The organism is Nonomuraea sp. NPDC047529 (genome assembly GCF_040642995.1).
Lineage (GTDB): Bacteria > Actinomycetota > Actinomycetes > Streptosporangiales > Streptosporangiaceae > Nonomuraea.
The window spans coordinates 1-24,488 of the sequence record NZ_JBEYTJ010000001.1 but is presented as its reverse complement, the minus strand read 5'-3'; the positions used below and the strand labels follow the sequence as shown (position 1 = coordinate 24,488).

General features: G+C 68.4%; 24 protein-coding genes, 1 tRNA gene and 2 pseudogenes. 19 read left to right on the top strand and 8 right to left on the bottom strand.

Features of this window, described 5'->3' with window-relative positions:
- The first annotated feature begins 96 nt into the window (after window positions 1–96).
- The 5 genes from ABZ815_RS00135 to ABZ815_RS00115 all read left to right on the top strand — a co-directional run bounded on the left by ABZ815_RS00135 (window position 97) and on the right by ABZ815_RS00115 (window position 4,372).
- Window positions 97–1,293 carry a M48 family metallopeptidase gene (locus ABZ815_RS00135; RefSeq protein WP_357692253.1) on the top strand — a complete coding sequence of 399 codons (1,197 nt, stop codon included), beginning with the start codon at window positions 97–99 and terminating at the stop codon, window positions 1,291–1,293.
- Window positions 1,294–1,383: 90 nt separating this feature from the next.
- The gene (locus tag ABZ815_RS00130; protein ID WP_357693524.1) at window positions 1,384–1,857 is read left to right on the top strand and encodes an NADH-quinone oxidoreductase subunit B family protein; all 474 of its coding nucleotides are present in this window, start codon (window positions 1,384–1,386) and stop codon (window positions 1,855–1,857) included.
- The gene (locus tag ABZ815_RS00125) at window positions 1,854–2,399 is read left to right on the top strand and encodes an NADH-quinone oxidoreductase subunit C (RefSeq protein WP_357692251.1); all 546 of its coding nucleotides are present in this window, start codon (window positions 1,854–1,856) and stop codon (window positions 2,397–2,399) included. Before ABZ815_RS00130 ends, ABZ815_RS00125 begins: the two co-directional genes overlap by 4 nt.
- Complete coding sequence (gene nuoH / locus ABZ815_RS00120) at window positions 2,392–3,333, top strand: NADH-quinone oxidoreductase subunit NuoH (RefSeq protein ID WP_357692249.1); 942 nt, start codon at window positions 2,392–2,394, stop codon at window positions 3,331–3,333. Before ABZ815_RS00125 ends, nuoH begins: the two co-directional genes overlap by 8 nt.
- 94 nt (window positions 3,334–3,427) lie before the next feature.
- Window positions 3,428–4,372, top strand: coding sequence for a hypothetical protein (locus ABZ815_RS00115; RefSeq protein ID WP_357692247.1), 945 nt, complete (start codon window positions 3,428–3,430; stop codon window positions 4,370–4,372).
- A gap of 122 nt (window positions 4,373–4,494) precedes the next feature.
- Here ABZ815_RS00115 and ABZ815_RS00110 read toward each other — a convergent pair whose 3' ends face one another.
- Complete coding sequence (locus ABZ815_RS00110; RefSeq protein WP_357692245.1) at window positions 4,495–5,688, bottom strand: serine/threonine-protein kinase; 1,194 nt, start codon at window positions 5,686–5,688, stop codon at window positions 4,495–4,497.
- Window positions 5,689–5,841: 153 nt separating this feature from the next.
- Between ABZ815_RS00110 and ABZ815_RS00105 the strand changes: the two genes are divergently transcribed.
- From ABZ815_RS00105 to htpX, 7 genes and pseudogenes are all read left to right on the top strand, one after another.
- On the top strand, window positions 5,842–7,308 hold the full coding sequence (locus ABZ815_RS00105; RefSeq protein WP_357692243.1) for a 4Fe-4S binding protein: 1,467 nt from the start codon (window positions 5,842–5,844) through the stop codon (window positions 7,306–7,308).
- The gene (locus ABZ815_RS00100; protein WP_357692241.1) at window positions 7,305–7,865 is read left to right on the top strand and encodes an NADH-quinone oxidoreductase subunit J; all 561 of its coding nucleotides are present in this window, start codon (window positions 7,305–7,307) and stop codon (window positions 7,863–7,865) included. Before ABZ815_RS00105 ends, ABZ815_RS00100 begins: the two co-directional genes overlap by 4 nt.
- Window positions 7,865–8,167 (top strand): annotated as a pseudogene (nuoK, locus tag ABZ815_RS00095) (NADH-quinone oxidoreductase subunit NuoK); the annotation flags it as partial. The gene ABZ815_RS00100 and the pseudogene nuoK, both read left to right, overlap by 1 nt.
- Before the next feature lie 125 nt (window positions 8,168–8,292).
- On the top strand, window positions 8,293–10,251 hold the full coding sequence (locus ABZ815_RS00090; protein WP_357692239.1) for an NADH-quinone oxidoreductase subunit L: 1,959 nt from the start codon (window positions 8,293–8,295) through the stop codon (window positions 10,249–10,251).
- An 88-nt stretch (window positions 10,252–10,339) separates the two neighbouring features.
- Window positions 10,340–11,968, top strand: coding sequence for an NADH-quinone oxidoreductase subunit M (locus tag ABZ815_RS00085; protein WP_357692237.1), 1,629 nt, complete (start codon window positions 10,340–10,342; stop codon window positions 11,966–11,968).
- Window positions 11,965–13,515 carry an NADH-quinone oxidoreductase subunit N gene (locus tag ABZ815_RS00080; RefSeq protein ID WP_357692235.1) on the top strand — a complete coding sequence of 517 codons (1,551 nt, stop codon included), beginning with the start codon at window positions 11,965–11,967 and terminating at the stop codon, window positions 13,513–13,515. The genes ABZ815_RS00085 and ABZ815_RS00080 overlap by 4 nt, the downstream gene beginning before the upstream one ends.
- 176 nt (window positions 13,516–13,691) lie before the next feature.
- Entirely contained in the window at window positions 13,692–14,543 is an 852-nt protein-coding gene (gene htpX / locus ABZ815_RS00075) for a zinc metalloprotease HtpX (RefSeq protein ID WP_357692233.1), read from the top strand.
- Window positions 14,544–14,779: 236 nt separating this feature from the next.
- Here the strand turns inward: htpX and ABZ815_RS00070 are convergent, their stop codons facing one another.
- Together ABZ815_RS00070 and ABZ815_RS00065 are read right to left on the bottom strand one after the other, a co-directional pair.
- A complete protein-coding gene (locus tag ABZ815_RS00070) occupies window positions 14,780–15,250 on the bottom strand; it encodes an NUDIX domain-containing protein (protein ID WP_357692231.1) in 471 nt (156 codons plus the stop codon).
- Between the two features lie 101 nt (window positions 15,251–15,351).
- The gene (locus ABZ815_RS00065; RefSeq protein WP_357692229.1) at window positions 15,352–15,852 is read right to left on the bottom strand and encodes a YajQ family cyclic di-GMP-binding protein; all 501 of its coding nucleotides are present in this window, start codon (window positions 15,850–15,852) and stop codon (window positions 15,352–15,354) included.
- A 219-nt stretch (window positions 15,853–16,071) separates the two neighbouring features.
- Here ABZ815_RS00065 and ABZ815_RS00060 point away from each other — a divergent pair, with 219 nt between their 5' ends.
- The 3 genes from ABZ815_RS00060 to ABZ815_RS00050 all read left to right on the top strand — a co-directional run bounded on the left by ABZ815_RS00060 (window position 16,072) and on the right by ABZ815_RS00050 (window position 17,671).
- Window positions 16,072–16,752: a sulfotransferase family protein gene (locus ABZ815_RS00060; protein WP_357692227.1), complete on the top strand. Its 681-nt coding sequence runs from the start codon at window positions 16,072–16,074 to the stop codon at window positions 16,750–16,752.
- Between the two features lie 87 nt (window positions 16,753–16,839).
- A tRNA-Tyr gene (locus ABZ815_RS00055) sits at window positions 16,840–16,921 on the top strand.
- A 465-nt stretch (window positions 16,922–17,386) separates the two neighbouring features.
- Window positions 17,387–17,671 carry a hypothetical protein gene (locus tag ABZ815_RS00050; RefSeq protein ID WP_357692225.1) on the top strand — a complete coding sequence of 95 codons (285 nt, stop codon included), beginning with the start codon at window positions 17,387–17,389 and terminating at the stop codon, window positions 17,669–17,671.
- 45 nt (window positions 17,672–17,716) lie between these two features.
- On the opposite strand, the gene ABZ815_RS00045 is transcribed toward ABZ815_RS00050, so the two are convergent.
- The 5 genes and pseudogenes from ABZ815_RS00045 to ABZ815_RS00025 all read right to left on the bottom strand — a co-directional run bounded on the left by ABZ815_RS00045 (window position 17,717) and on the right by ABZ815_RS00025 (window position 21,008).
- Window positions 17,717–18,298, bottom strand: coding sequence for a DinB family protein (locus ABZ815_RS00045; RefSeq protein WP_237104576.1), 582 nt, complete (start codon window positions 18,296–18,298; stop codon window positions 17,717–17,719).
- 42 nt (window positions 18,299–18,340) lie between these two features.
- A complete protein-coding gene (locus ABZ815_RS00040) occupies window positions 18,341–19,102 on the bottom strand; it encodes a hypothetical protein (protein WP_357692223.1) in 762 nt (253 codons plus the stop codon).
- Window positions 19,103–19,319: 217 nt separating this feature from the next.
- On the bottom strand, window positions 19,320–20,069 hold the full coding sequence (locus tag ABZ815_RS00035) for an aminoglycoside phosphotransferase family protein (RefSeq protein WP_357693522.1): 750 nt from the start codon (window positions 20,067–20,069) through the stop codon (window positions 19,320–19,322).
- 30 nt (window positions 20,070–20,099) lie between these two features.
- Window positions 20,100–20,246: pseudogene (locus ABZ815_RS00030) on the bottom strand (hypothetical protein); the annotation flags it as partial.
- 363 nt (window positions 20,247–20,609) lie between these two features.
- Complete coding sequence (locus ABZ815_RS00025; protein ID WP_357692221.1) at window positions 20,610–21,008, bottom strand: hypothetical protein; 399 nt, start codon at window positions 21,006–21,008, stop codon at window positions 20,610–20,612.
- Window positions 21,009–21,109: 101 nt separating this feature from the next.
- On the opposite strand from ABZ815_RS00025, the gene ABZ815_RS00020 reads away from it, so the two are divergent.
- From ABZ815_RS00020 to ABZ815_RS00005, 4 genes are all read left to right on the top strand, one after another.
- The gene (locus tag ABZ815_RS00020; RefSeq protein ID WP_357692219.1) at window positions 21,110–22,366 is read left to right on the top strand and encodes a hypothetical protein; all 1,257 of its coding nucleotides are present in this window, start codon (window positions 21,110–21,112) and stop codon (window positions 22,364–22,366) included.
- Window positions 22,363–22,995, top strand: coding sequence for a 2'-5' RNA ligase family protein (locus ABZ815_RS00015; protein ID WP_357692217.1), 633 nt, complete (start codon window positions 22,363–22,365; stop codon window positions 22,993–22,995). Before ABZ815_RS00020 ends, ABZ815_RS00015 begins: the two co-directional genes overlap by 4 nt.
- A 484-nt stretch (window positions 22,996–23,479) precedes the next feature.
- The gene (locus ABZ815_RS00010; RefSeq protein WP_357692215.1) at window positions 23,480–23,794 is read left to right on the top strand and encodes a hypothetical protein; all 315 of its coding nucleotides are present in this window, start codon (window positions 23,480–23,482) and stop codon (window positions 23,792–23,794) included.
- 315 nt (window positions 23,795–24,109) lie between these two features.
- A partial coding sequence (locus ABZ815_RS00005; RefSeq protein WP_357692213.1) for a hypothetical protein occupies window positions 24,110–24,488 on the top strand: 379 nt, incomplete at its 3' end.

The following is a 24,488-nucleotide window of genomic DNA, read 5'->3' as shown; positions in this document are numbered from 1 at the left end:
CGTCGGACGTGGCTTCTGTCACCGTTCTCCGACATGCCGACACAGAGACCGTGTCCCCGATGTGGTGTCTCGATCACACAGGACGGGCGTTTTCCCGTGTGGTGTCCGTCCTGCGGGTGGAACCTGCCCGTACCTGAGGGCAAGCGCTCGATCAGCCAGGCCGTCACGGACCGGCTGACCGCGGGACTGCACGCCGACACCCTCAAGAAGGGCGCCGACGTACCGGGGACGACGGTCGCGCGGGTGCTCTCGTACGTGATCGCCGCGTCGGTGCATGTGATCGCGGCGGGCGCGCTCGTCGGGGCGGGGTGGGCGGTCGTCACGTGGCCGAACGTCCTCGGCGTGCTGCTCGGCGCGCTCCTGCTGTTCGTCGCCTGGTTGATGCGCCCGCGGCTGGGACGCTTGCCGCGCGGACCGCTCGTGCTCACCAGGCACGCCGCGCCGCGCCTGTACGACCTGATCGACAGGGTCGGTGCGGAGATCGGTGCGGACCCGGTGGACCTGGTCATCGTCACTCCCGCTTTCAACGGCTCCTTCGGTCAGGTCGGCCTGCGGGGCAGGCGCGTGCTCGAGATCGGCGCCCCGTTATGGGCCTTGCTCCAACCTCAGCAACGGGTGGCGCTGCTCGCGCACGAGCTCAGCCATTCCAGCAACGGCGACAGCCGGCACGCTCGGTTCACGCGCACCGCGCTCGGCGCGCTGGAGTCCGTCCGACGGTCCATGCGCGGAGCCTCACGAGGCGGGGAATACGTGGGGGAGACCATGCCGGAAAGCGTGCTCGGCCCCTTCGCGCTGGCAGTGATCATTCTGATGCGCGTCTCGGGGTTGCTGGTCTGGATGCTGGGCATGCTCCTGCTGTTCGTCACCATGCGCTCCGCCCGCCAGGCCGAGTACGTCGCCGACGAACGCGCCGCCCGTGTCGCCTCCTCCGAGGCCGCCGCCGGGACACTCGACCTCGTCGCGACAGGCGACATCGACGTGAACGAACTGGCCTGGATGTCGGCCGCGCTCGGCCCCTCGGTGTGGGAGAAGCTGCGCGAACGGCAGGCCGCCTTCCCCGACCACGAGCTCGAACGGCGGCGCCGGATCCAGGCCATGGAACAGGCCCGCGTCGATGACTCGCATCCACCGCTCCCGCTGCGCGTGGAGTTCATACGCTCCCTCCACCACGACTGGCCGGTCATCCGGCTGCGGGACAACGAGAATGAGGCCATCGAGGCCGAGCTCGCCCCCCTGTTCGACCGGCTCGTCACCGAGCTCGCCGCCACCAAGAAGCATGATTCCTTTGCCTGACCTGCGATTCGCGCAAGAATGGGCGACATGGCAGCAACGGATCTCCCGATGCCCACCGTCGGACCTGTCTCCAGGCTCGCGCCCAAACCCATGCGGTTCGTGCTCAACTGGGGTCGGCGCTATTCCCTGTGGGTGTTCAACTTCGGGCTGGCCTGCTGCGCCATCGAGTTCATCGCGACCTCCATGAGCAGGCACGACTTCATCCGGTTCGGGGTGATCCCGTTCGCCAACGGCCCCCGTCAGGCCGACCTGATGATCGTCTCCGGCACGGTCACCGACAAGATGGCCCCCGCCGTGAAGCGCCTCTACGAGCAGATGCCCGACCCCAAGTACGTGATCTCGTTCGGCGCCTGCTCCAACACCGGCGGCCCCTACTGGGACTCCTACTGCGTGACCAACGGCGTCGACCAGATCATCCCCGTCGACGTCTACGTGCCCGGTTGCCCGCCCCGCCCCGAGGCCCTGCTCTACGGCATCATGAAGCTCCAGGAGAAGATCGCGGGGGAGAAGCTCAGCGACCGCTACGTCTGGTCCCGCTCCCACGGCGCCGAGGACCAGGCGTGAACGCCGCCGCCGTCGCCGCCCGGTTCGGCGAGCGCGCCGAGCTCAGCGAGTCCTACGGCGAGACCACGATCGACGTCGCCCCCGCCGACTGGATCGAGCTGCTGACCTACGCCCGCGACGACCTCGGCCACGCCTTCTTCGACTGGCTGACCGGCGTGGACGAGCCGCCCGACGCCTTCGTCGTCGTCGCCCACGTCTACAACCTGGACACCCGCGAGCGGCTGCTGCTGCGCACCCGGGTGCCGCGCGCCGACCCGCGCCTGGCGTCCGCCGTCGGCGTCTACCGGGGGGCGAACTGGTACGAACGCGAGACGTACGAGATGTTCGGGGTGATCTTCGAGGAGCACCCCCACCTGGTGCCGCTGCTCCTGCCCGACGGCTTCGAGGGCCACCCGCTGCGCAAGGACTTCGTGCTGGCCGCCCGCGTGGCCAAGCCGTGGCCGGGCGCCAAGGAGCCGGGCGAGTCCGGGCACGGCGCCCCGAGCCGCCGCAAGACGCTTCCGCCCGGAGTACCGGCCGATTGGGGTCCGCCTGATGCTTGAAGTGGTGCTGAGCTTCGTCGTCATCCTCGTCGTGTTCCTGGTGCTGCCGCTGATCGTCGGCCAGACCGAGCACAAGGTCATGGCCCACATGCAGTCGAGGCTCGGCCCCATGTACGCGGGCGGCTTCCACGGCTGGGCGCAGCTCATCGCCGACGGCGTGAAGTTCATGCAGAAGGAGGACGTCATCCCGGCCGCGGCCGACCGGCGCATCTTCATGATCGCTCCCGGCGTGGCCCTCGTCCCGTACCTGATCGTGCTGATCGTCATCCCGCTCGACCGCGGGCTGGTCGCCGTCGACCTCGATCTCGGGCTGTTCTTCGTGCTCGCCGTCATGGGCGTCGGCGTGCTCGGCGCGATCATGGCCGGATGGTCGTCGGCCAACAAGTACTCGGTGCTCGGCGGGATGCGGGCGGCGGCCCAGCTCATGTCGTACGAGCTGCCGCTGGTGCTGGCGGCCTCTTCCGTGGCGATGGCGGCGGGCACGCTGTCGATCCCCGGCATCGTCGAGGCGTGGCAGTGGTGGTGGCTGCCCTGGCAGGCGATCGGCGGCGTGGTGTTCTTCGTGGCGGGGCTGGCCGAGCTGCGGCGTCCGCCGTTCGACATGCCGATCGCCGAGTCCGAGATCATCATGGGCCCGATGACCGAGTACACCGGCATGCGTTTCGCCCTGTTCATGCTCTCCGAGTACGTCGGGATCGTCGTCCTGTCCTTCCTGACCACTGTGCTCTTCCTGGGCGGCTGGCACGGGCCGTTCCTGCCGGGCTGGATCTGGACCCTGCTCAAGGTCTTCGCGCTGGCGTTCGTGGTGATCTGGCTGCGGGTCACCTATCCCCGGCTGCGTGAGGACCAGCTCCAGAAGCTCGCCTGGGCCGGGCTGGTGCCGCTGGCCCTCGTCCAGCTCGCGCTCACCGGCGTGGTGAAGGTCCTCGTCTGAGGTTCGCGGGGCTTTCTGTTGTGGCGACGGAAACTTTATGTCGTGCTTATCCGTCGTACCCGGCATAGGGGGCCCCAGATGAAGGGGACGACTTGTGAACGCGCAACTCCTGCCCGTCGCGGGTGCGATGAAAGGCGCCCGCTGCCCGAAAGTCAGCCTGACCTCCGACGGCCGAACCTTGACCGTCACCGACGAAGCCAGGGGCCGTTCGACGACCCTGTCACCCGCATCGCTCTACCGTTACGGCTACTCGATCGACGGTTCCGGAAAGAAGTCGCAGGTCCTGACGGGGGTCGCCGCCCTCGACCCCGACGGACTGGTCCTGCTGGACCTCCCCGGCGACTGGCACCCGCCCCACCTGCGGGACTTCGCCGCCAAAGCCGGAATCCCCCTCAGAGACGGCCAGGACGACGGCTCCGAGCGGACCCGCCGGATCCTCGCCGCCCGCGCGCCCGGCTGGGAACGCGTCCGCGGCCTTCCGGTGCCGCGACCGGCCAGATGGAACCTGGCGCTGGGCGTGTGCGCGGGAGTCGCCGGGCTCGGGCTGATGGTGTACCTGGGGGTCACCGGGATGTGGGGGGCCTGGCGCGGCTTCTCGGCCGTCGGACGGGTCCTGATGGAACTGATCGAGGCCAAATGGCTGCTGGTCGCCTTCAGCCCTGCCCTGCTGGTCGTCCGGCCTGTGCTGGGCGGGGTGCATCGGTGGCAGGCGGGGCGCGGCGTGATCGTGGGGCCGCCGGAAGGGCCGTATCTGCGAATGAAGTCGTCCAGGAGGTTGTCGGTCTATCGCCGGTCGGGGGTCATCGCCGAGCTTCCGGTCGAACGGGGCAGCAGCCTTCTCCGGTACCGCTTCGACGACCTGTCCGGCATCTTCCTCCTCGACCCCGCCGGGAACCCCTTGATCCACCTTCCCGGCCGCTGGGCCCCCGCCGCTCTTCACCGCTTCACCGAACGCCACGGCCTGGGCCTGGCGATGCACCGCATATCCCGAGACGAATACCTGACCCTCACCACCCATTCCCCCCAAGCCATCCCCTGACCCCTCTGCCCGCCCTTCCGAGCCGGGTCGAGCTCCGGCTGTCCGGCCTTCGGGCGGGGAAGGTCCGCCGCTGCCTCTGACCGTCCGTCGGAGGCGCCGGTTCCGTACGGAGGCGTCGGCGTCTAGTGGACGATCGCCACCATCACGTCCGACGCCGACGGCCGTTCCTGGGGGCGCTTGTTCAGGCAAGCCCCCACGATCCCCCGTAAGGCGGGCGGTAACGGCGACAGATCCGGATGAACCGTAAGCACCCGGTTGAAGACCGCAGGCACGGTGTCCTCCCCGAACGCCGGCCGCCCCGTGGCCGCGAACATCATCGTCACCGCCCAGCTGAACACGTCGGACGCGGGCCCCACAGGCTCCCCGGTCAGTTGCTCAGGCGACATGTACGGCGGCGTCCCCACCATCTTCCCGGACGTCATGGTCATCCTGTCGAGCGCGCGGGCGATCCCGAAGTCGATCACCCGCGGCCCGTCGTGCCCGATCAGCACGTTGCTCGGCTTGAAGTCACGATGCACCACCCCGGCCTTGTGGATGGCCGCCAATGCCCCGGCTGTGGATAACGCGAGCCGCGTCAGGCCGTCCTCGTCGCGGGGCCCGTGGCGCCGTACGAGTTGCTCCAGCGACGGCCCTTCCACGTATTCGGAGACGATGTACGCGTGCTGCCCGTTGATGTTCACATCGAGCACCCGGGCTGTGGAAAACGTGGCGACCCGCCGAGCCGCGTCCACCTCCCGCGCGAACCTCGTACGTGCCGTCTCGTCTACCAGGTCGTGCAGCACCTTGACCGCCACCCGCACCCCGTTGGGCGCCATGGCGAGGTAGACGGCCCCCTGCCCGCCGCGCCCGAGCTGGTGCAGCACCCGGTAGTGCCCGATCCACTCCGGCTGCCCGGGATGCTGCTGACGGGTGGGGGCCGTGGTGCGCTGATGCACGTCGGTGGGACGGTATTGCGGCACGGGCCCCTGCGCCTGCACGGGCGGCCGGTGACGTGCCCGCGCCATCGCCGGCACCAGGACGATCGAATGGGCGATCCCGCCGATCCAGCCGACCACGAACCCGAACGAGATCAGGGTGGACATCGGCTCGGGAATGCTGTCGAAGTCGTCGTAAAGGATGATGGCGATGGCGAACGAGCCGATGAGGACCAGGTAGACGCAGGCGCCGATGGCCTGCCAGGTGCTCCGCAGCCAGTACGCCGCGAACCCGATCGTGAACGGGGTCGCCAGCCCGCACGAGATGAGGGCCAGGACGGCCCACCCGATGGCGGCCGCCCACGCCCCACTACTGGGACGGACCGGATGGCTGTACGGCATGGCCGAGAGACTATCGCCATGCAGTCGTTCATATCGGACAGTCACCCAGCCTGTGGATAACTTCCACTGAACCTGTGGATGGCTGTGGAAAAACTGGGGACAACGGTCTTGGCTCATTCACCTCCGCCGCCAAGTACGTCATGATGTTGAACCATGGCGCGGATACCGGGAGTCGGACTGGCAAAAGGGCTGTCCATCACTCTTCGCCACATGCTGCGCAAATCCGTCACCCAGCAGTATCCCGAGGTCGAGCCGGCCCTGCCGCCCCGCAGCCGTGGCGTTATCGCCCTGGTTGAGGAAAATTGCACCTCTTGCATGCTCTGTGCCCGAGAGTGCCCCGACTGGTGCATTTACATCGACTCCCACAAGGAGACGATCCCGGCCCCGGAAGGCGGACGTCCCCGCCAGCGCAACGTGCTCGACCGGTTCGCCATCGACTTCGCCCTGTGCATGTACTGCGGCATCTGCATCGAGGTCTGTCCCTTCGACGCCCTCTTCTGGTCTCCGGAGTTCGAGTACGCCGAGGGTGACATCCGTAACCTTCTGCATGAGAAGGACAAACTGGCGTCCTGGACCCAGACCGTCCCGCCGCCGCCTGCCCACGACCCCGGCGCCGAGCCTCCGAAGGAGCTGACGGCCGCCCCTCGCCGTCCCGCGGCCCGTGCCGGAACCGCCCGCCCCGGCGCGCCCGGCCCCGCCGGCGCCGAGGCCCGGCGCGCCACGCGAGAGCGCGCCGCCGGACCGCGCGAGGCCGCCACGAGCGAAACCGGCACCGGAACGCCGGCGAGCCCTCAGGAAGCGGGCGCCGCCCGTCCGGGGGTCGTAGAGCCGGGGGCGGCGGCCTCCGGTGGGATCGCGGGCGCCGAGTCTGAAGCCGGCGCCGAATCGGCGCTCGGCCCCGACTCCGCCGTAAGCGCAACCCCCAGCACAGAAGCAGCGCCACCTTCCGAACGTGCCGAGGCGGCTCCGTCCCAACAAGGCGGTGACGACACCGGGCGGGCCGGTTCCACGGAGGCTCCTGAAGCCGCTCCCGGCGAGGGCCCTGCGGCGACCCCTCCCACTGCGGGCCGCCGCGAGCGTACGCGCAGGCCCATGTCGAACGTGCGAGGCATCCGCCCGCCAGGCGCTCTCCCCCCCAGCCCGCAGCCGGCCGAACCGTCATCCACAGAACCCGCCCCCGAGCAGGGACAGGAGACGAAGGCCCCGGCTCACCCGTCCGAGCCGACGAAGCCCTCATCCGAGACAAGCCCGTCAGACACGACGGAGCCCTCAGACGTGACGAACGGCGAGGTTCCCACCGAACCCCAGGGCGACGCACCCCGCGCCAACGAGGACGACGACGCTGCCATCTCGGCAGGCGAGGCGCCGAACCGCACGCCCGCCCAGGACCAGGGCCCGCAAGCTTCGGAGGAGCCCTCGCCGGGAACGACTTCATCCACAGGCGAGCCGCCCTCGAACAGGTTTTCCACAGCCACGGGTGAACCGTCACCGGAACCCGGGCCGGAGGAGCAGACTTCATCCGCGAGCCCCCGCAGGCGCAGGATGGCGGACCCACGGTCCATCCGACCGCCGGGGCGGCTCGGCCCTGACGACCCAGAGGAGTCCGAGGAGGAGTCGTGACCGAGGCGGTGCCCTCCTACCTGTCACCCACCGGGCAAGAGATCGTCTTCTTGCTGCTGGGAGCGGTAGCGGTTGGATCGGCGCTGCTCGTCGTCACGACCAGACAACTCGTCCACGCCGCCCTCTGGCTCGTGGTCTCCTTCGGCGCGCTCGCGGGCGGCTACCTGGTGCTGACCGCCGAGTTCGTGGCCTGGGTCCAGGTGTTGATCTACGTGGGCGCGGTGGTGGTCCTGATGCTGTTCGGCATCATGCTCACCCGCGCCCCGATCGGCCGTTCCGCCGACCTCGACAGCGGCAACCGTCCGGTGGCGGCCGTGGTGGCGGTGGCGACGGCGGCGGTCCTGGTCACGGTCGTGATCGACGGTTTCCGTACGGCGTACACACCGCTGACGCCGGGCCACGGGGCGGCGAAGGAGCTGGGCGCCAGCGTCTTCGCCACGTGGGTGCTGCCGTTCGAGGCGCTGTCCGTGCTGCTGCTCGCCGCATTGATCGGAGCCATCGTGCTGTCCCGTACGGACATTCCCGGCTCGCCGCCCGATGAGACGGGGGGTCACTAGTGCACATCGCCTACCCGGCGGTCGTCTCCGCGCTCCTGTTCTCCGTGGGCGTCTACGGTGTGCTCGCCAGGCGCAACACGATCCTCGTGCTGATGTCGGTCGAGCTGATGCTCAACGCCGTCAACCTCAACCTGGTCGCCTTCGACGTGTGGCTGCGCGACCGCCTGCACAGCGGCCAGGTGCTCACCCTGTTCGTCATCGTCATCGCCGCGGCCGAAGTCGGCCTGGGGCTGGCGATCGTCCTGGCCCTCTACCGCAACCGCCGTACCGTCGACCTCGACCACCTCCGCGACCTGTCCGAGCCCGCCGACGAACGTCCGGCCCTGCTCACGAGCGCCACCCAGGCCCCCGTCGACAACCGCCAACCCGCCCCGGCCCTCGACGGCGGCCGCGCAGACGACCAGAGCGCCGAGCGAGGAGGCAAGCCGTGACGACGTTCCCGCTGCTGGCCGTGCTCCTGCCCGCCATCGCCGCCGCCATCGCCCTGTTGCTCTCCCGCCGGCCGCACCCCCGCACACCGGCCCAGGAACAGCCACCACGCCACACCCCCACCGACAGAGCGCGACTCGCGGCGGCCGAGAAGACCCTCGGCGAACGGGCCAACACCCGGGCCGCGTGGATCGCCATCCTCCCGACCGCCGCCTCGGCCGTCCTGGCCCTGTGGCTGGCCTGGGGGCCGGGCTTCACGTTCCTGGACGGCGGCACACCCTCCGAGCCCGTGGGCCGCGCGTACGGCACGATCGTCACCGGCGGCGTCCCGATCTCGCTCGTCCTCCAGGCCGACGACCTGTCGGCCATCCTCGGCGTCCTCGTGACACTCGTGGCGCTGGCCGTGCAGGTCTACTCGGTCGGCTACCTCAAGGACGACCCCCGCTACCCGTCATACAGCGCGTTCATCAGCCTGTTCACCGCCGCCATGCTCCTGGTGGTCTACGCGGGCGACCTCCTGGTCCTCTACGTGGGCTGGGAGATCATGGGCCTGTGCTCCTACCTTCTCATCGGTCACTGGTGGGAAGACCGGGGCAACTCACGCGCGGCGGTCAAGGCGTTCCTCGTCACCCGGCTCGGCGACGTCGGCTTCCTGTTCGGCATCTTCGTCCTGGGCACGGCGGCGGGCAGCTTCCGTGTCGCCGACGTGCTGGCGAAGGTGCCCGACATGTCCGCGGCCACCCTGACGACGGCCACCATGTTGTTGCTGTGCGGTGTCGCGGGCAAGAGCGCCCAGGTGCCGCTGCACACCTGGCTCCCGGACGCCATGGCCGGCCCGACGCCGATCAGCGCGCTGATCCACGCCGCCACCATGGTCGCCGCCGGCATCTTCATCGTGGCCAGGCTCTTTCCCGCCTTCCTCGCCGCCCGCCCCACGCTCGACGTCCTGGCCGTCATCGCGGCGATCGGCATGCTGGGCGCCGCGCTGGCCGCGTTCGCCCAGGACGACCTGAAACGCGTGCTCGCCTACTCCACGGTCAGCCAGCTCGCCTACATGGCCGGCGGCCTGGCCGCGGGCTCCGACCGGGCGGCCATCTTCCACCTGGTGACGCACGGGGCGTTCAAGGCGCTGCTGTTCCTGTGTGCCGGAGCGGTGATCCACCACGTCGGCTCCAACCTGATGACCCAGATGGGCGGGTTGCGCCGCGAGCTGCCGGTCACGTTCGTGGCGATGACGGTGGGTTTCGCCGCTCTGATGGGCCTCCCACCGGCCAGCGGCTTCTTCAGCAAGGACAGCGTCCTGGCGGCCATGGACAACGCGCTGGCCGGCGGAGGCCTGACGGACGCCGCCGCACTGCTCCTGTACGGCTGTGCGCTCGCCACCGTCGCCGTCACCGGCGCGTACGCCACCAGAGCCTGGCTCCGCACGTTCTTCGGGCCGCCGCGAGTGGTGGCGCTCCCCGAGCCCGAGCCCGGCACGGCCCACGTCGTCGACGTCACCGAGGCCCCCAGGACCATGCTCGTGCCCGTCATGCTCCTCACCGTCCCCGCCCTGCTGCTGGGCTTCGCGGTGGAGCCGCACGTGGACCTGGCGGTGGCCGCGATCAGCGTCGTGCTCGCCCTGCTCGGCGCGGGTGTCGTCTACGCCGTCTGGCGCGGCGACCCGCTCACCGATCCGGCACGCCTGCTGGGCCCACTGCGGGCCCCCTGCGAGCACGCGTTCTACGTGGACGGCCTCTACGCCGCGCTGTTCGTCCGCCCGATCATGGCCCTGGCCCGGCTGGTCGTCAGAACGGACGACGTGGTCGTGGACGGCGCCGTCCGCGGATCGGGCCGCACCGCCCGCGGCCTGTCCGGATGGCTGCGCCTGGCCCAGAACGGCAACGTCCAGCTCTATGTCAGCGGCGTCCTCGCCGGGGTGCTCCTGATCGCGGTGGGGGCGGTGATGCTCACATGACGGCCCCCAGCCGCATCAGAGCGGCCCACACGACGAGCCACGACCATCCGGGCACGAGTGCGCACCCGCGCGGGACGGTGGTGATCTCATGACGGGCTGGCTGCCGGTCGCACTGCTCGCCGTGCCGCTGCTCGGCGCGCTCCTGCTCCTCCTCGCCCCCGGCGCGCTCCGCCCGGCCCTGCGCACGTACGGCCTGATCCTCTCGGGCATCACGCTGGCGCTGGCCCTGGTCATGACGGCCACGTTCGATCACGGACGTCCGACGCGCCTGCAGTTCACGGTCGACCAGCCGTGGATCCCCGGCCTGGGGCTCCGCTTCCACCTGGGCGTCGACGGCATCTCGCTGCCGCTGATCGTCCTGACCGCGCTGCTGACGTTCCTCTGTTTCGGCTACCTCTCCTGGGGGCGGGCCCGCACGCCGAGCCGCTTCCTGGGAAACAGGCCGCGGGCGCTCGTGTTCACGCTGTTGGTGCTCGAAGTCGGCATGATCGGCACGTTCCTCGCCCTCGACCTGCTGCTCTTCTTCGTCTTCTTCGAGATCGTGCTGATCCCGATGTACTTCCTGATCGGCATCTGGGGCGGGGCAGGGCGCCGGGCGGCGTCGATCAAGTTCATCCTCTACACGCTGCTCGGCTCGGTCGTGATGCTCCTCGGCCTGCTGCTCGTCCGGGCCCAGACCGGCACGCTCGACCTGGCCGAACTGGCCGCGTCCCACGGCGCGGGGATGTCCAGGTCCGTGCAGATCCTGGCGTTCGTGGCGATCGGTGTGGGCCTGGCCGTCAAGACGCCGATGTGGCCCCTGCACACCTGGCTGCCCGACGCCCACACCGAGGCCCCGACCGTCGGCTCGGTGCTGCTGGCCGGCGTGCTGCTGAAGATGGGCACGTACGGTTTCGCCAGGATCGCCATCCCCGTCCTCCCCGAGGGGGCGATCGCGGTTGCGCCCTGGCTGGGGGCGTTCGCCGTGGTCGGCGTCATCTACGGCGCTCTGGCCTGTCTGGCGCAGCGTGACCTCAAACGCATGATCGCCTACTCGTCCGTGGGGCACATGGGCTTCGTCCTGCTCGGCTTCGCCACCCTGACCCCGGTCGGCGTCAACGGCGCCCTGTTCGCCAACGTCGCCCACGGCCTGATCACCGGCCTGCTGTTCTTCCTGGCCGGCGCGATCAAGGACCGCTACCACACGGCCGACATGCCGAGCCTCGGCGGCGGCCTGCTGGCCACGATGCCGCGCCTGGGAGCGGTGCTCACCTTCGCCGCGATCGCCTCGCTCGGGCTGCCCGGTCTGGCCGGGTTCTGGGGGGAGATGCTGGCGCTGTTCGGGGCGTTCCAGCCGGCGAGCGGCCTGCCGCGTCCGCTCTTCCTGACGTACATGGTGATCGGTGGCTTGGGGGCGGTCCTGACGGCCGCGTACTTCGTGCTCATGCTGTCCCGCGTCACCCACGGCCGCCCGTCGGGGCATGCGCGGCAGCCGGCCGGCGAGACGCCCGACGAACGTCCGGTGGCGCCCCTCGGCTCGGACGAGTCGCTCGCGGGGCAGCCGACCACGACGCTCGAAGCCGAGAACGTCCAGCAGGGCATCGATGACATCCGGTCCTACGAGCTGGCGGCGTGGACCCCGCTGGTGGTCCTGATCCTGCTCTTCGGGCTCTGGCCCGGCCTCCTGCTCTCACTCACCACGCCGGCCGTGCAGACGCTGCTGGGAGCCCTGTCATGACTCAGCAGATCGACTACTTCGTGATCGCGCCGCCGCTGGCGCTGGCGGTGGTGGCCGGGCTCGTGCTGCTGCTCGACGCGTTCCTGCCGTCGTCGGCGCGCACACGGACCGCACTCGGGCTGGTGACGCTGGCGGGGGTGACCGCGGCCCTCGGGTTCGTGATCGCGCAGGCCGTGAGCGGTACGTCCCGGGCCACGTTCTGCGTCCCGCCGGAGCTCGCGGCCGGCGAGGCGGGCTCATTGTGCTCGTTCGTCGCCGACCGGTTCACGACGGCGTTCGCGGGGCTGGTGCTCGTCGCGGCCCTGGTGGTCGTGCTGATGTCGATGGCGGAGCTGGCCGGCGGCGGCATCCCGGCCGGCGAGTGGTACTTCCTGCTGCTCGGCACCCTCGTCGGCGCGGTGACCCTGCCCGCCTCCCGCGACCTGGTCATGCTCGTGGTGGCGCTCGAACTGGTCTCGCTCCCGGTGTTCGCCCTCACCGCGCTCAAACGTTACGACGGCCGCGCCTCCGAGGCCGCGGTCAAGCTCTTCGTCGTGTCGGTCGTGTCCACGGCCATCATGCTGTTCGGCGTCTCCCTCCTCTATGGCATCTCCGGGACGGTCTACCTCTCCCGTCTGGCGGCCGTCCTGAGCGGCCGGGCCCCGGCGCCGGGAGCGGCGGCGGGCACGTACTCCACGGCGTTGGAGACGGCCCACGGGCTGCCCGCGGTCGTCACGGTGGGCGTCGTCCTCGTGGCGGCCGGGTTCGCGTTCAAGATCGCCGCAGTGCCGTTCCACTCCTGGGCGGCGGACGTCTACCAGGGCGCGCCCATCCCGGTGGCGGCCCTGCTCTCGGTCATCTCCAAGGCGGCCGGGTTCGCGGGGCTCATCCTGATCCTGGTCACCGCCCTGGCCGGGCAGTCGTCCACCTGGGGGCCGGTGATCGCGGTCATCTCGGCGCTGACCATGACCGTGGGCAACCTGCTCGCCATGCGCCAGCGTTCGGCCGTCCGCATGCTGGCCTGGTCCTCGGTCGCGCAGTCCGGCTACGTCCTGGCCCCGCTGGCGATCGCCGCCACGGCGGCCACGTCCCAGGCCGCGACCGGCACGTCCGTCGCGTACCTGGTCATCTACGCGGCCATGAACCTCGGGGCCTTCGCCGTCGTCCTGCTCGTCTCCAGAACTTCCCCACGCAACGAGCTCGACGACTACCGCGGCCTGGTCCTGCGCAGCCCGGCCGCTGGGATCGCGCTCGCGTTCTGCCTGGTCTGCCTGGCAGGGCTGCCGCCGGGGCTGGCCGGCCTCTTCGCCAAGGTCTTCGTGTTCCGGACGATCGTCGAGGGCGGCCTGGGCTGGCTCGCGCTGGTCATGGCCGTCAACACCGTGATCGGCCTCTACTACTACGCCGTATGGGCGTCCCGCCTCTTCACCCCTTCAGGAGAGAGGCGCCTCCGTAGCCCGTCCCCGGCGGCGTGGCTCGCCGTCGGCCTGGCCCTGGCCGTGGCGATCCTCTTCTCGGTCGCTCCCCAGCTCGTCCTCGACCTGACCTCGTTATCGGCCACGAGCTGACCGTGGGCGGGTCCACCGGCTGTTCGCATTGCGGGGCAGCCGGGCCGCAACCCGCCCTGCTTCCCCCGGAACAGGGGGTAAGTCGCGCTCCGCCCGCAGCTGAGCACGCCGGGGAACGATAACCCGGGTCATCGTCGTTGGACGAGGTGAAACCCGGACCACGAAGGGGGGAGACCTTGCACCACAACGGTCTGCGTACCGCCATCCTCCTGGGAGGTCTGTCGGCGTTCATCATCGTGGTGGGCGCGTGGCTCGGCGGTGGCACCGGCCTGCAGATCGCGCTGGTGCTGGCCCTGCTGAGCAACGGCGTCGCCTACTTCTTCTCCGACCGCATCGCGCTGTCGGCCATGCGGGCCAGGCCGGTCAGCGAGGTCGAGCACCCCACGCTCTACCGGATCGTCCGCGAGCTCTCCACCGAGGCCCGCCAGCCGATGCCGCGCCTGTACATCTCCCCGACGGTCCAGCCCAACGCGTTCGCCACCGGACGCAGCCCACGTAAGGCCGCCGTGTGCGTCACGTACGGCCTGACCCAGCTGCTCGACGAGTCCGAGTTGCGCGGCGTGATCGGGCACGAGCTGTCGCACGTGTACAACCGGGACATCCTTGTCTCGTCCGTGGCAGGCGCGCTGGCCACGATGATCACGTGGCTGAGCTACGTCGCCGTCTTCTTCGGCGGTTCCGACGACGACGAGGGCCCCGGCTTCGTGGGCGCCCTGCTGATGATGATCCTCGGGCCGGTGGCGGCCGGGATGGTCCAGATGGCGATCTCGCGGACGAGAGAGTTCCAGGCCGACGAATCGGGCGCGAGGCTCACGGGTGACCCGCTGGCCCTGGCCTCGGCGCTTCGCAAGATCGAGATGGGTGCGCGCAGGTTGCCGCTCCCCGAGAACAGCCGCCTGACCTCGGCTTCGCACATGATGATCGCGAACCCGTTCAGCGGATCCGGCTTCGGCCGCCTCTTCTCGACCCATCCGCCCACGTCGGAGCGGGTGGCAAGGCTGGAGCGCATGGCCGGCTACCGCCGCTGACTTTCCCGATCAGATGGACCGAGGGCGTTCCTGATCGGGTGAGGCTGAGGAGGCGAATCCGTCGCGACTGCGCCAGGGCTGCTGAAATCGACCGAGAGCCCCGAATCCGGCTTTCCTGTCAGAGCTTCGCCATCTGCTCTCCACCGGCCGTACCGCAATCGATCAGGGCCTTCCGGCCCTGTCTCGGAAGGCCGCAAGGGCTCGCGTACGGCTCGGCGGGTCTCACCGCTCGGCTGTTACCCGAGCTCGCCGGCCGCAGTGACCTTCCTCAGGATGGCCGGCAGGTCCTCGGGGAAGAAGGTCTCCCCGGTGTTCTCCAGTTCCTCCGCGCTCCACCACCGATGCCCGGTGGTCGTCTCCTTCTCGATCTGCTCCATGTGATCGAAGGAGACGGCAGCGTCGTGCACCCGGATCGCGAAGAAGGTCTGGTCCTGCGTGATCGCGTACTCGCTCCAGAAGAACTCGATCGTGCTCGTCCCGTACGGACCGGCGAACTCCTCCGCCTCCCGCCGCATCCCGACCTCTTCGTACAGTTCGCGCGCGGCGGCCTGCTGAAGCTCCTCCCCGGCCTCGGTCGCGCCGCCGATGGTGAACCAGAACGGCTCGTCCGGCCGTTGCGGATCAAAGCCGTGCAGCAGCAGCACCCGGTCTTCTGCGTCGAGGGGCAGGACGCGTGCCGTGAAGCGGCGCAGGGGGATCTTCGTCACGGTTGTCGAGCTTACGATGCCGGACCCGCCCGTCCGACGAGAACGCAGGCCCGAGGCACAAGAAGGCGCGTACGCCACCATGTGCCCCGGATGCCGGCCCGTTAGCGGTAGTTCACGAATTGCAGAGCGATGTCCAGATCCTTGCCCTTGAGCAGAGAAATGACGTCCTGCAGATCGTCCTTCTTCTTCGAGCTGACCCGCAGCTCCTCGCCCTGGATCTGCGCCTTGATCCCCTTGGGACCCTCGTCGCGGATCAGCTTGGAGATCTTCTTGGCATTCTCCTGGTCGATGCCCTCCTTGAGGGTGACCAGCATGCGGTATTCCTTGCCCGACAGCCTGGGCTCGCCCGCCTCGAGAATCTTCAGCGAGAGCCCGCGCTTGACCACCTTCTCCTTGAACACGTCGAGTGCGGCATTCGCGCGCTCCTCGCTGTTCGCCTTGATCTCGATGTTGTCCTGCCCGGACCAGCTGATGCTCGCCCCGGTGCCCTTGAAGTCGAAGCGGTGTCCGATCTCCTTGACCGTCTGGTTCAGCGCGTTGTCGACCTCCTGGCGGTCGATCTTGCTGACGATGTCGAAAGATGAATCGGCCAAAACACCCATCCTCTCGGCTGTGAAAGCGTTATTCGGGATCCCGCCTCTCCGCCGTACGCGAAACCGCTCCGCCGTACGCCAAATGCGCGGACCCAGCGAACGAGCCTAGCCAGCATCGGCGCGCCGTGCAGTCCACGTTCCCCGGACACGGCTTGCTGTCGGGCCCTCGGCGGCGGATCATGCCTGTGGGCCCACATTTCGCAGTTTCCGATCGTATTGGTAGGGATCATGCGAGTCATTGGAGCCGGCTTCGGCCGTACAGGAACGCTGTCCACGAAGACCGCGTTGGAACGTCTGGGCTTCGGCCCATGTCATCACATGACGGAAGTGCTCCAGAATCCCGTCCACATCCGCCGCTGGCTGGACCTCGCCGAGGGCCGCCCCGTCACCTGGGACACCCTCATGTCCGGCTACGACTCCTGCGTCGACTGGCCGGCCGCCGCGTACTGGCGCGAACTCGCCCACCATTACAAGGACGCCAAGGTCATCCTCACCGTCCGCGACCCCGAACGCTGGCTGGCCAGCATGAACGCCACCATCTTCAAACGGTCCGCCCGCGCCCGCACCTGGTCGGGCCGGACGATGGGCACGATCTCCAGCCTCCTCGACACGGACTTCGCGGCATTCATCCGGATGACCCGGCTGGTCGTGAGCGAACGCGTCTTCGGCGGCGGCATCCCCGACACCGAACTCGCCCTGAAAATCTTCAAAGAACACGTGGAAGAGGTCAAAGCCACCATCCCCCCGGACCGGCTGCTGGTGTTCGAAGTGGCCCAGGGCTGGCAGCCGCTCTGCGACTTCCTGGACGTACCCGTCCCGAACGAACCCTTCCCCAGAACCAACGACGCGGCAGGCTTCGACCAGCACGCGCGCGGGATGGGACGCCTGCTGTTCCGGCGCAGCCGATGACCACGATCCGGCTAGGGACAAACTGGTGTCACGTACACCTCGGAAGTCCGCTATTCTTCTGTCTGTCGCCGCGAGAGCGGATGGCACGGCAGGTTGCCCGAGTGGCCAAAGGGAGCGGTCTGTAAAACCGTCGGCTCAGCCTACGCAAGTTCGAACCTTGCACCTGCCACACCAGCGGGAAGAGGCCCGTCACCAGCGGAAACGCGGTGACGGGCCTCTCGCTTTGTGTCCCGCCATCCACGGCTGACACCGGCGCTCTACGGTTGATCGTTCCCTATACGTTCCCTAGCGATCATGGCTGGCGGGCCGCAGCCTTGGATGTGCCTGCGGGCGTCGCCTCGCTCAGCGTGAGGTCTGTGGCGGCGCGGGGCAGCGGCGTACTCACTCTTCGTCCCAACGAGTTCAGCGCCGGGCGAGGGGCGCGTGGCGATTCTCTTCCAGGTCTGTGTGCCCTGGTAAGGGTCATGGAGCTGGGCTTCGGCGGCGGACAGCCTGAGCGAGGCGGTCACGATGAACTGGCAGCACCAGACGACATCCTCCGGCGTCGAAGCGTAGTTGCTCGGTACCCGGCACTTCCGCCGGTCGCGGCGGCTCAGGGGCTTGTTACCGCGACCTTCGCAAGCCGTTTCGGGCGATGGAGTTCGTCGGCCAGGCGGTCGGGCTCTGCAACCCGATGTACGTGCGGACCCTCGCCTTCGACCGGCTGGTCCAGGCGGCGAGCTGCGTGCACATGGGCGACCCGTCGCAGGCCGCGGCCGTCGCGCTGGAGGCCATCGACCTCGCCGGGCCGCTCAAGTCGGAGCGCTATCTCCGGTACATCCGAGACCTGCAAGCAGACCTGAACGCGTACGCGGACGATGGCTTGGTGGCGGAGTTCAACGCCGTCGTTGCTCGAAAGTATTCGTCGGAGAGCGATTAGTGCGGTGACCGCTAACGTTCACCGGGTTCAGTGACCTGCGGCCGGTCAGTCGTCGTTGACCAGCCACTGCCGTCCGTCGATCAGCTCCCGGACCGCGTCGAGCTGTCCGGCGTGCGTCGCAGTGTCGACGATCACGTGCATCAGCACTTCGCGCAAAGACCCCAGCCGCCATGACCCCGAACCGAACATCTTCGTCGGCCACCAGGCCGGCACGGCATCGATCGCCGTCGCCCCGATGACCATGTTCGACTGCTCGATCGTCCGTCGATACCGCGCGAGCACGTCCGCACCGGAGAACTCCTCGGGGACCTTCCAACCGAACTCGCCGACCACGAGCGTGTCGATGACCTGGCGATCGGCGGTCATCGCGCCGCGAAACCAAAGCGCCTCGGACCAGGTCAAATGGTGCACCAGGTCGCGGGGCGACCAACCGGACGGCAGCACCACCTGGCGTAGTTGCTCCTCGCCAAGGCCGTCCAGGATGCCCAGGACGTGCTTGCGCTGCGAGTCCAGGTAACCGACCAGTGTTTCGCGCTCCACGGCCTTGCCCTCCCCGCGATATTTGCCGACGTCAGACCATACAACAACGAGATCGGCAACCGCGTGGATCAACGTGAGCGCGGTCAAGCCGGTGCGTTGTCCACCCGGTGAACGTTCATGGTCACCGGGTTAGCTGTCGTACCCGTGGCGAGGTGGCCGGCCGTATCTCCACAGGAGGTAACCGAGCGGCAGCACGAGCACCAGCAGCCGAGCAGGGGCATCGCGGAGGTCGTCGAACTGGAGTTGGTGCAGCAGGCCGGCGCGCAGGGATTCGTCCCCGGTGAGGAGAGGGGCGAGGCCCACCAGCCCGTACACCACCAGGGCGTCCATGACGGTCGTCAGCGCGCGCCGCCCAGAGATCGGCGGCACCGGGAAGTCCGATGCGAGCAGCACCAGCAGGGCAGCCGCCAGCAGGCACAATTCCCAGAGTCCCCAGCCGCCGGACAGGGCCTCGAACCAGTCCGGGGTGAACATGGGCAGGGAGCCCGAGCAGATGTTGTCCCCCTGGTAGTCGGCCGAGAGCGGCCGGGCGAGCGCGATCAGCAGCAGCGCCCAGGCGGTACGCGGTCCTGCCGTCGCCGAATGCCGCCGCATCAGGGCGACCAGCACGACCAGCAGGGGCACGGCCCAGGTCGTCGCGAGTTCGGTGAGGGTGGCGAGGTCGTCGCGCAGTGGCAGGAACGGCGAGTGGTCTACCGCGTCGTACGGACGTACGCAGCTCAGAACGCCCTCGGTGAAGCCCTCGAAGTGCACCTGCGCGAGGTACTCCTCGGGCACGCCGGCGGCCGTGAACAGGGAGGACCAGTCGAACCTGGTCTTCCAGGTGTCCCAGGTGGGGTAGGCCGCAGCGGCGAGGGCCGCCAACCAGGCTAACGGGGCTGAGGGTGACACGTCAGGGGCTCCTTTTGCTTCTGGCGCACCCTATCGGTGATCTTGAGCGACGAGAGCTGAGGCTGCTGGAAGGGGGCCTTGCATCCCTGCGACTGACAGCCGTCACAACATGTCGGATATGGCACGTGAGCCCCGGACATCGACCTTGATTGTCGAGTAAGTGGCACCCGTACTGCGCTCCTGTGGGGTGGTCATCTCCCGGCCCAGGACATCGACCTTAGAAAGCACGCCAGCGGCGAGGTGCGTCGGGATTCCGCAGCGAGTTCATGCGATTGCGGAACTCCCGGGCTATGGCCGCGTCTTCGTCGACGTTCTGCATGAGCCACGTCGTCATTTTCAGCTCATTGATGTCTCTGAGCACCGGGTAGCCCTCCCAGGCCAGAACATCGAATCCGTACCGCTCCGCGAACTGGTCATATTCGGTGCGCGTTCCCCAGCCGACCGTGTGCTCGATGGCGGTGACAGCGAGATCCGTCTCCGGTGGGCCGAACGCGAAGCGCTCGAAGTCGATGAGCAGGACCCTTCCGTCGACGGTTCTGATGAGATTCTCGTTGTGCGCGTCCCCATGGACCGCGCACAGCGTGAGAGGGAAGGCCAGCTCGTCGTACGCGCTTTGCAGTTCGCGTCGGCGTGTCAGCAGGAAGTCTCGATCCTCGTCGGTGAGGACGGACGCCGCGTTGATGCGTTCGGAGACGCGGCTGAGGATGTCCATCGCCGGCAGCTCCAGGTCGGCGGGGACGGCCAGGCCGTGGAGCTCGTGCAGGACGCCGGCCAGGTCGTCGAGGGTCGCGGGCGAGCCGCTGTCGGGGATGAGGTACCAGAGCGTTACCGGATGACCTCTGACGATGAGCGGTTGGTCGTGCGCCGTCGTTCTCGCCGCCGGTATCCCGGAGTCGTTCAGCCAGGCCGAGACGGCTACTTCCTTGTGTACGTCGTCCAGCACCTCGACGCTGCGCGCGATCCTCACGACCACCTGCTCGGCGGGGAGTGCCTGACGTACGGTCCCTCTCGCCACGCCGTACGTGCTGGCGAGGGTGGATTCGGAGGGCAGCATGGCACCGGCCGGCAGGGCACCTTGGAGGAACCTTCCGCTTGTGCTCGTCCTCGTGAAGGATGAGCAGCGCCTCCCAGACGGACCGCGCATGCCGGTACAGTCCCCTGGCCGTCTCCTCGTACTGGCCTGTAGAGGTGCGCCGGAGGATCAGGAACTGCCCTCCCTGGCAGGCCCACTCAAGGGCACCGCAGCATGAGGTCTCCGTGATCCGGATGCGGTCCCTCGGAGGGCGCAGGTACGGCTCCCACTCAGGTACGGGCTCGCCAGGAGGCTGGGTCATGCTCCGGTTCCCCTGCGCCGTACTGCCTCACGTACCGGTACACCTTGCGACTTCGCCGGCCGTCAGCTTGGGCAGCGGCCTCGCATGCCATAGACCCGCGACGTCGCACCAGACGTAGAAGCGCCTGAACGCACCGCGCAGATCAAGCTCACATGCCTGCTCAAGCGTCGACGTCATGCCGGCCGCCCCTGCAGTCGGCGAGCCGGATGGATGTGCGGAGGTCCTGCAGCGTTCTCGACGTTGCCGATCAGAGTCGACTGCCAGGCCAAAGCCGCCGCGAGCGCGATCGCGTCCTCGCACCGGACGATGCGCATGACCCCCTCCGCCACCAGCTCGACGGTCAGAGACCGGTTCGGCACGGCGGTCCACCACAGCCTTTCCGTGAAGTCGAGCTCCAGGGTGATGTCCCAGGCCGGATAGGTGCCGCGCAGTACGGAGAGCTGGCGGTCCCGCAAGTCCTGTATGAGCGCCGCCAGTGCGGAGGCCTGGCGAACGCTTTGGGCAGTGGCCCTCAGCAGCTCGTCCAGCCCGGCTTTGGTGTCGGCGTCTAGGTGATTCGTGTCCCAGTACACGAATCCATCACAACGCTGAGTAACGACGCGTAGACAGATGTGATTGGGGGACACTGGGGGCGGCGACCGTGTCCCCCAACTCGGTGGTGAGGTGCGACGGCATGCTGGAACAGCCCAGAACTCCCCGGTGGGCCGAACGCATACGCGATGAGCGACGTCAGCGTGGCTGGTCACAGAAGCAACTGGCCAGGCACCTGTTCCAGGCGGCGGGCGAGGAGATCGCCTTGCCCGAGTTCGAGTCGGTGGTCCGCAGGATCAAAGACCACGAAGCTGGCAACAGTCGTCCGAAGGACCCTTACCCCCTGCTGTACTGCCGCGTGTTCGGCATGGACGAGGCCGTTCTCTTCGACCATGACGGCGAGCTGGTGGGGACGCTGCCGACGAGTGGTGACCTGATCGAGCACACAGCCTGGATCGAGCAGACCAACGTCGGCAACAGCACCATCGCCATGATTGACGAGACCCGCTACCACCTGACGCAGCGCCACACCCAGACCGCACCCGCGCCACTGCTCGCCGATGTACTGCGCCTGCACCGGCGAGTGCTAGCGCTCCTGCGGGCTGGCAAGCAGCGGCTCCACCAGACGCGCGAGCTGTTCCGGATCGACGCCGAACTCCTCGCCCACGCCTGCATCCTGCTGGGCGACCTGTACGACGACGAATCGGCCATCGTCCACGGCAGGGCCGCCCTCCTGTCCGCTCAAGAGGCCGGCGCGAGCGAGGCGGCCGCATTGAGCGCCCAGGCCAAGACCGAGCGGTGGCGATGCCGGTACGCCGTCTCTGCCGACGCGGCCAGACGCGGCTACGAATGCAGCCCGCCCACGCCCCTGCGGGTGCTCCTGGCCAGCCAGGAAGCGAACGCCGCAAGCCTGCTCGGCGACTTCGACCGAGCCCGAGAAGCCCTTCACCGAGCGGACGAGGCGGCCGGTTCCGTGGGCGGCGACTCCGGCGTGACGCCCTGGTCGTGCCCAGCACCCAGGCGGGCACTGTACGCCCTGTCGGTGGCACTCCAAGCCAGCGACCATGCCGCAGCACTGCAGGCGGCAGCGGCGGCCGACGACGCATGGGCCAACGGCGCTCCCTGGGTGGCCGGCACCTGGGCACAAGTGCGCTTCGGTGCCGGAATTGCGTACGTGATGATGGAGGACCTGGACGCCGCCGCCGAACAGGTGACGCCGGCTCTGTCCCTGCCGCCCGAACACCGGCTGTCCACGATCACCAACTACCTGGTGCGGATGGATGCTCGATTGGCCGCCCCTCGGTTCCGCGGCTCGGATATGGTGACCACGCTGCGCGAGCAGATCAAGACGTTCAACTCCGCTCGGGCTCTGCCCGCCCCTGTCGAGGAGGATGCGTGAGCCCGTTGCCGACGCGGATGGTGAACCGCTGGGAGAAGCGACGAGCGCTCATGCTGCCGCCCGGCCAGGGCCAGCTCTACTGGCACGTCCTCCTGGGAGAGGATCCTGAAGCACGGGCCATCGTCCAAGAGGCTCACGACCGCCTGGCCGGCCTGCCCGGCCTCGATCTGGTGCCGCAGAAGTTCATCCACCTCACCACGTTGGTCGTCGGCTACTCACACGAGATCACTGATCATCAGGTGAACGTGATGGCTGAGGAGGCCACGACTCAACTCTCCCGGATCGCGCCCATCACTGTCTCGCTGGGGCGTGTGCTCTACCACCCGGAGGCGGTGCTCCTGGAGGCGCGGCCGGCGGACCGTCTTAGGCCCCTGTTGGAAGCAGCCAAGTTCGCCACACGGGCGGCCACCGGCCGTGATGGCGCCCTTGCTCATGCAGCATGGATACCGCACGTCACGGTTGCCTACAGCAGCGCTGATGGCCCAGCAGCCCCCATCATCGCAGCGCTCGGCAAACAGCTTCCCGAGCGCCACATCACCATCAACAACATCCACATCGTGAACCAGGACGGGCCCGAGACGGTTTGGGACTGGCGTCCTCTGACACAAGTGCAGCTTGGTATCTCGTGAGCCGTCGGCAACGTTGTGCGGCTGTCGAATCCGAGCCATGCGCGTCCGCGTCACCTGTGGAATAACTATTTTGCGAGATTCTGCGGTGTTCTGCTGGGCGGATTGAGAAGGCATCAGCAACTTCGTCGTACTGGGCCTGACCTGGAGTTGTGCCTTCATCATCGGTTTTCGCGAATTCTGCGGTTCAACCGACCGGTCGAGATCGGGATTCTCAAGGGCGGAGTACTGTCCCGCAGCGCCGTTTTTCGTTTGTGCTCCCTCCCGATGCCAGGACACCGCCTGTGTCATCCGGGCCTCGCCAGGAGGGCAGCGGACATCAAGGAACATCCCGATGACCGTCGGTTCGCGAGAACTGGTTGCCCATGATGAGGCCCTGCTTGGACCAGGATCACGTCTAGGGCAGCGCCCGCCACTGCGACTGGGAAGGGCCGTCCCGAAAATCGTCGTTTGGGGGCGGCTTCTTCGCCCGTCTAGAGATGCAGCGATGGTCTGGATCGCCGCAAGGCTTGAACTGGTGGCATGGACCGATCGGAGGGCTCATCCTGAGGGCATGGCGCAGTCTTCCTCTGCGTCGATGCATGACCATCAGACGAAGATCACAGCGGTGATCTCGACGCGACATCTTCGACTACTTCGGTGGCGGGGGCGGGGCATGGTGGGACGCCTCGATGAGATCGCCTTCCTGGACGGCCTATACGACCTGGATGGCCCGGTGGCCGCGCCGCCACCACCGGCGACGACCAGATCGGTGGCACTGCTCAGCGAGCAACTACGTGGCAACCGACCGTCCTATCGTTGAGCCGCCACGATCATGCGCGTTCATCGCTGCCCCTTGTGTCATCTTTGGTAATTTCTATCCGGAAGGTCGCATTCCGTGCCTCTTGGGTAGCTCAAATAGATCTTGATGCCGTGATCGTCCAAAAGTTACGCTCTGCCTGATTTTGCATCAGGCTCCGAGCCGCACGGGCCAAGGCGACAGTCGCCCCCTGCCCGGTGGGGTGGAGCGACGGCCGGCGTCCGCAGGGCCGCCCCTCGTTGGTTCGGAGTGTGACGGCGTATGCGCCGGAATTCGTCATGGGCTCGTTCACCTCGGCTGCTCGCCGGCGTTGCCACAATGGTCGTGACGCTGGTGCTTCCAGGCCTGGTGCAGCTTTCCTTGACACCTGCCCCTGCCCTGGCGGCGGCCGGCGGCGAGACGGCGGCCGCCGCGCAAGGATCGCTCGACATTCCGCAGCAGCTGCCGGGAGCCACGCATTCCTTACCCTCGCTGGTGCCTGCCGGGACGACGAGGGCGGAAGAGCCGAAGGCGGCCAAGGCGTCCAAGCTTGATCTGAAGCCCGTCAAGGGTGCCTCGGGGCCGGATGCGGCGCCGCGGGTGCAGAGTACGCGTGGCGGCGACAGGCTTGCTTCCACGGGTTCGGCGCGGGCTGAGGCGCTGGACGCGGCCTCGGCGTCGGTCCCGGTGGTCGATGACATGTGGCCGCTGGACGGGG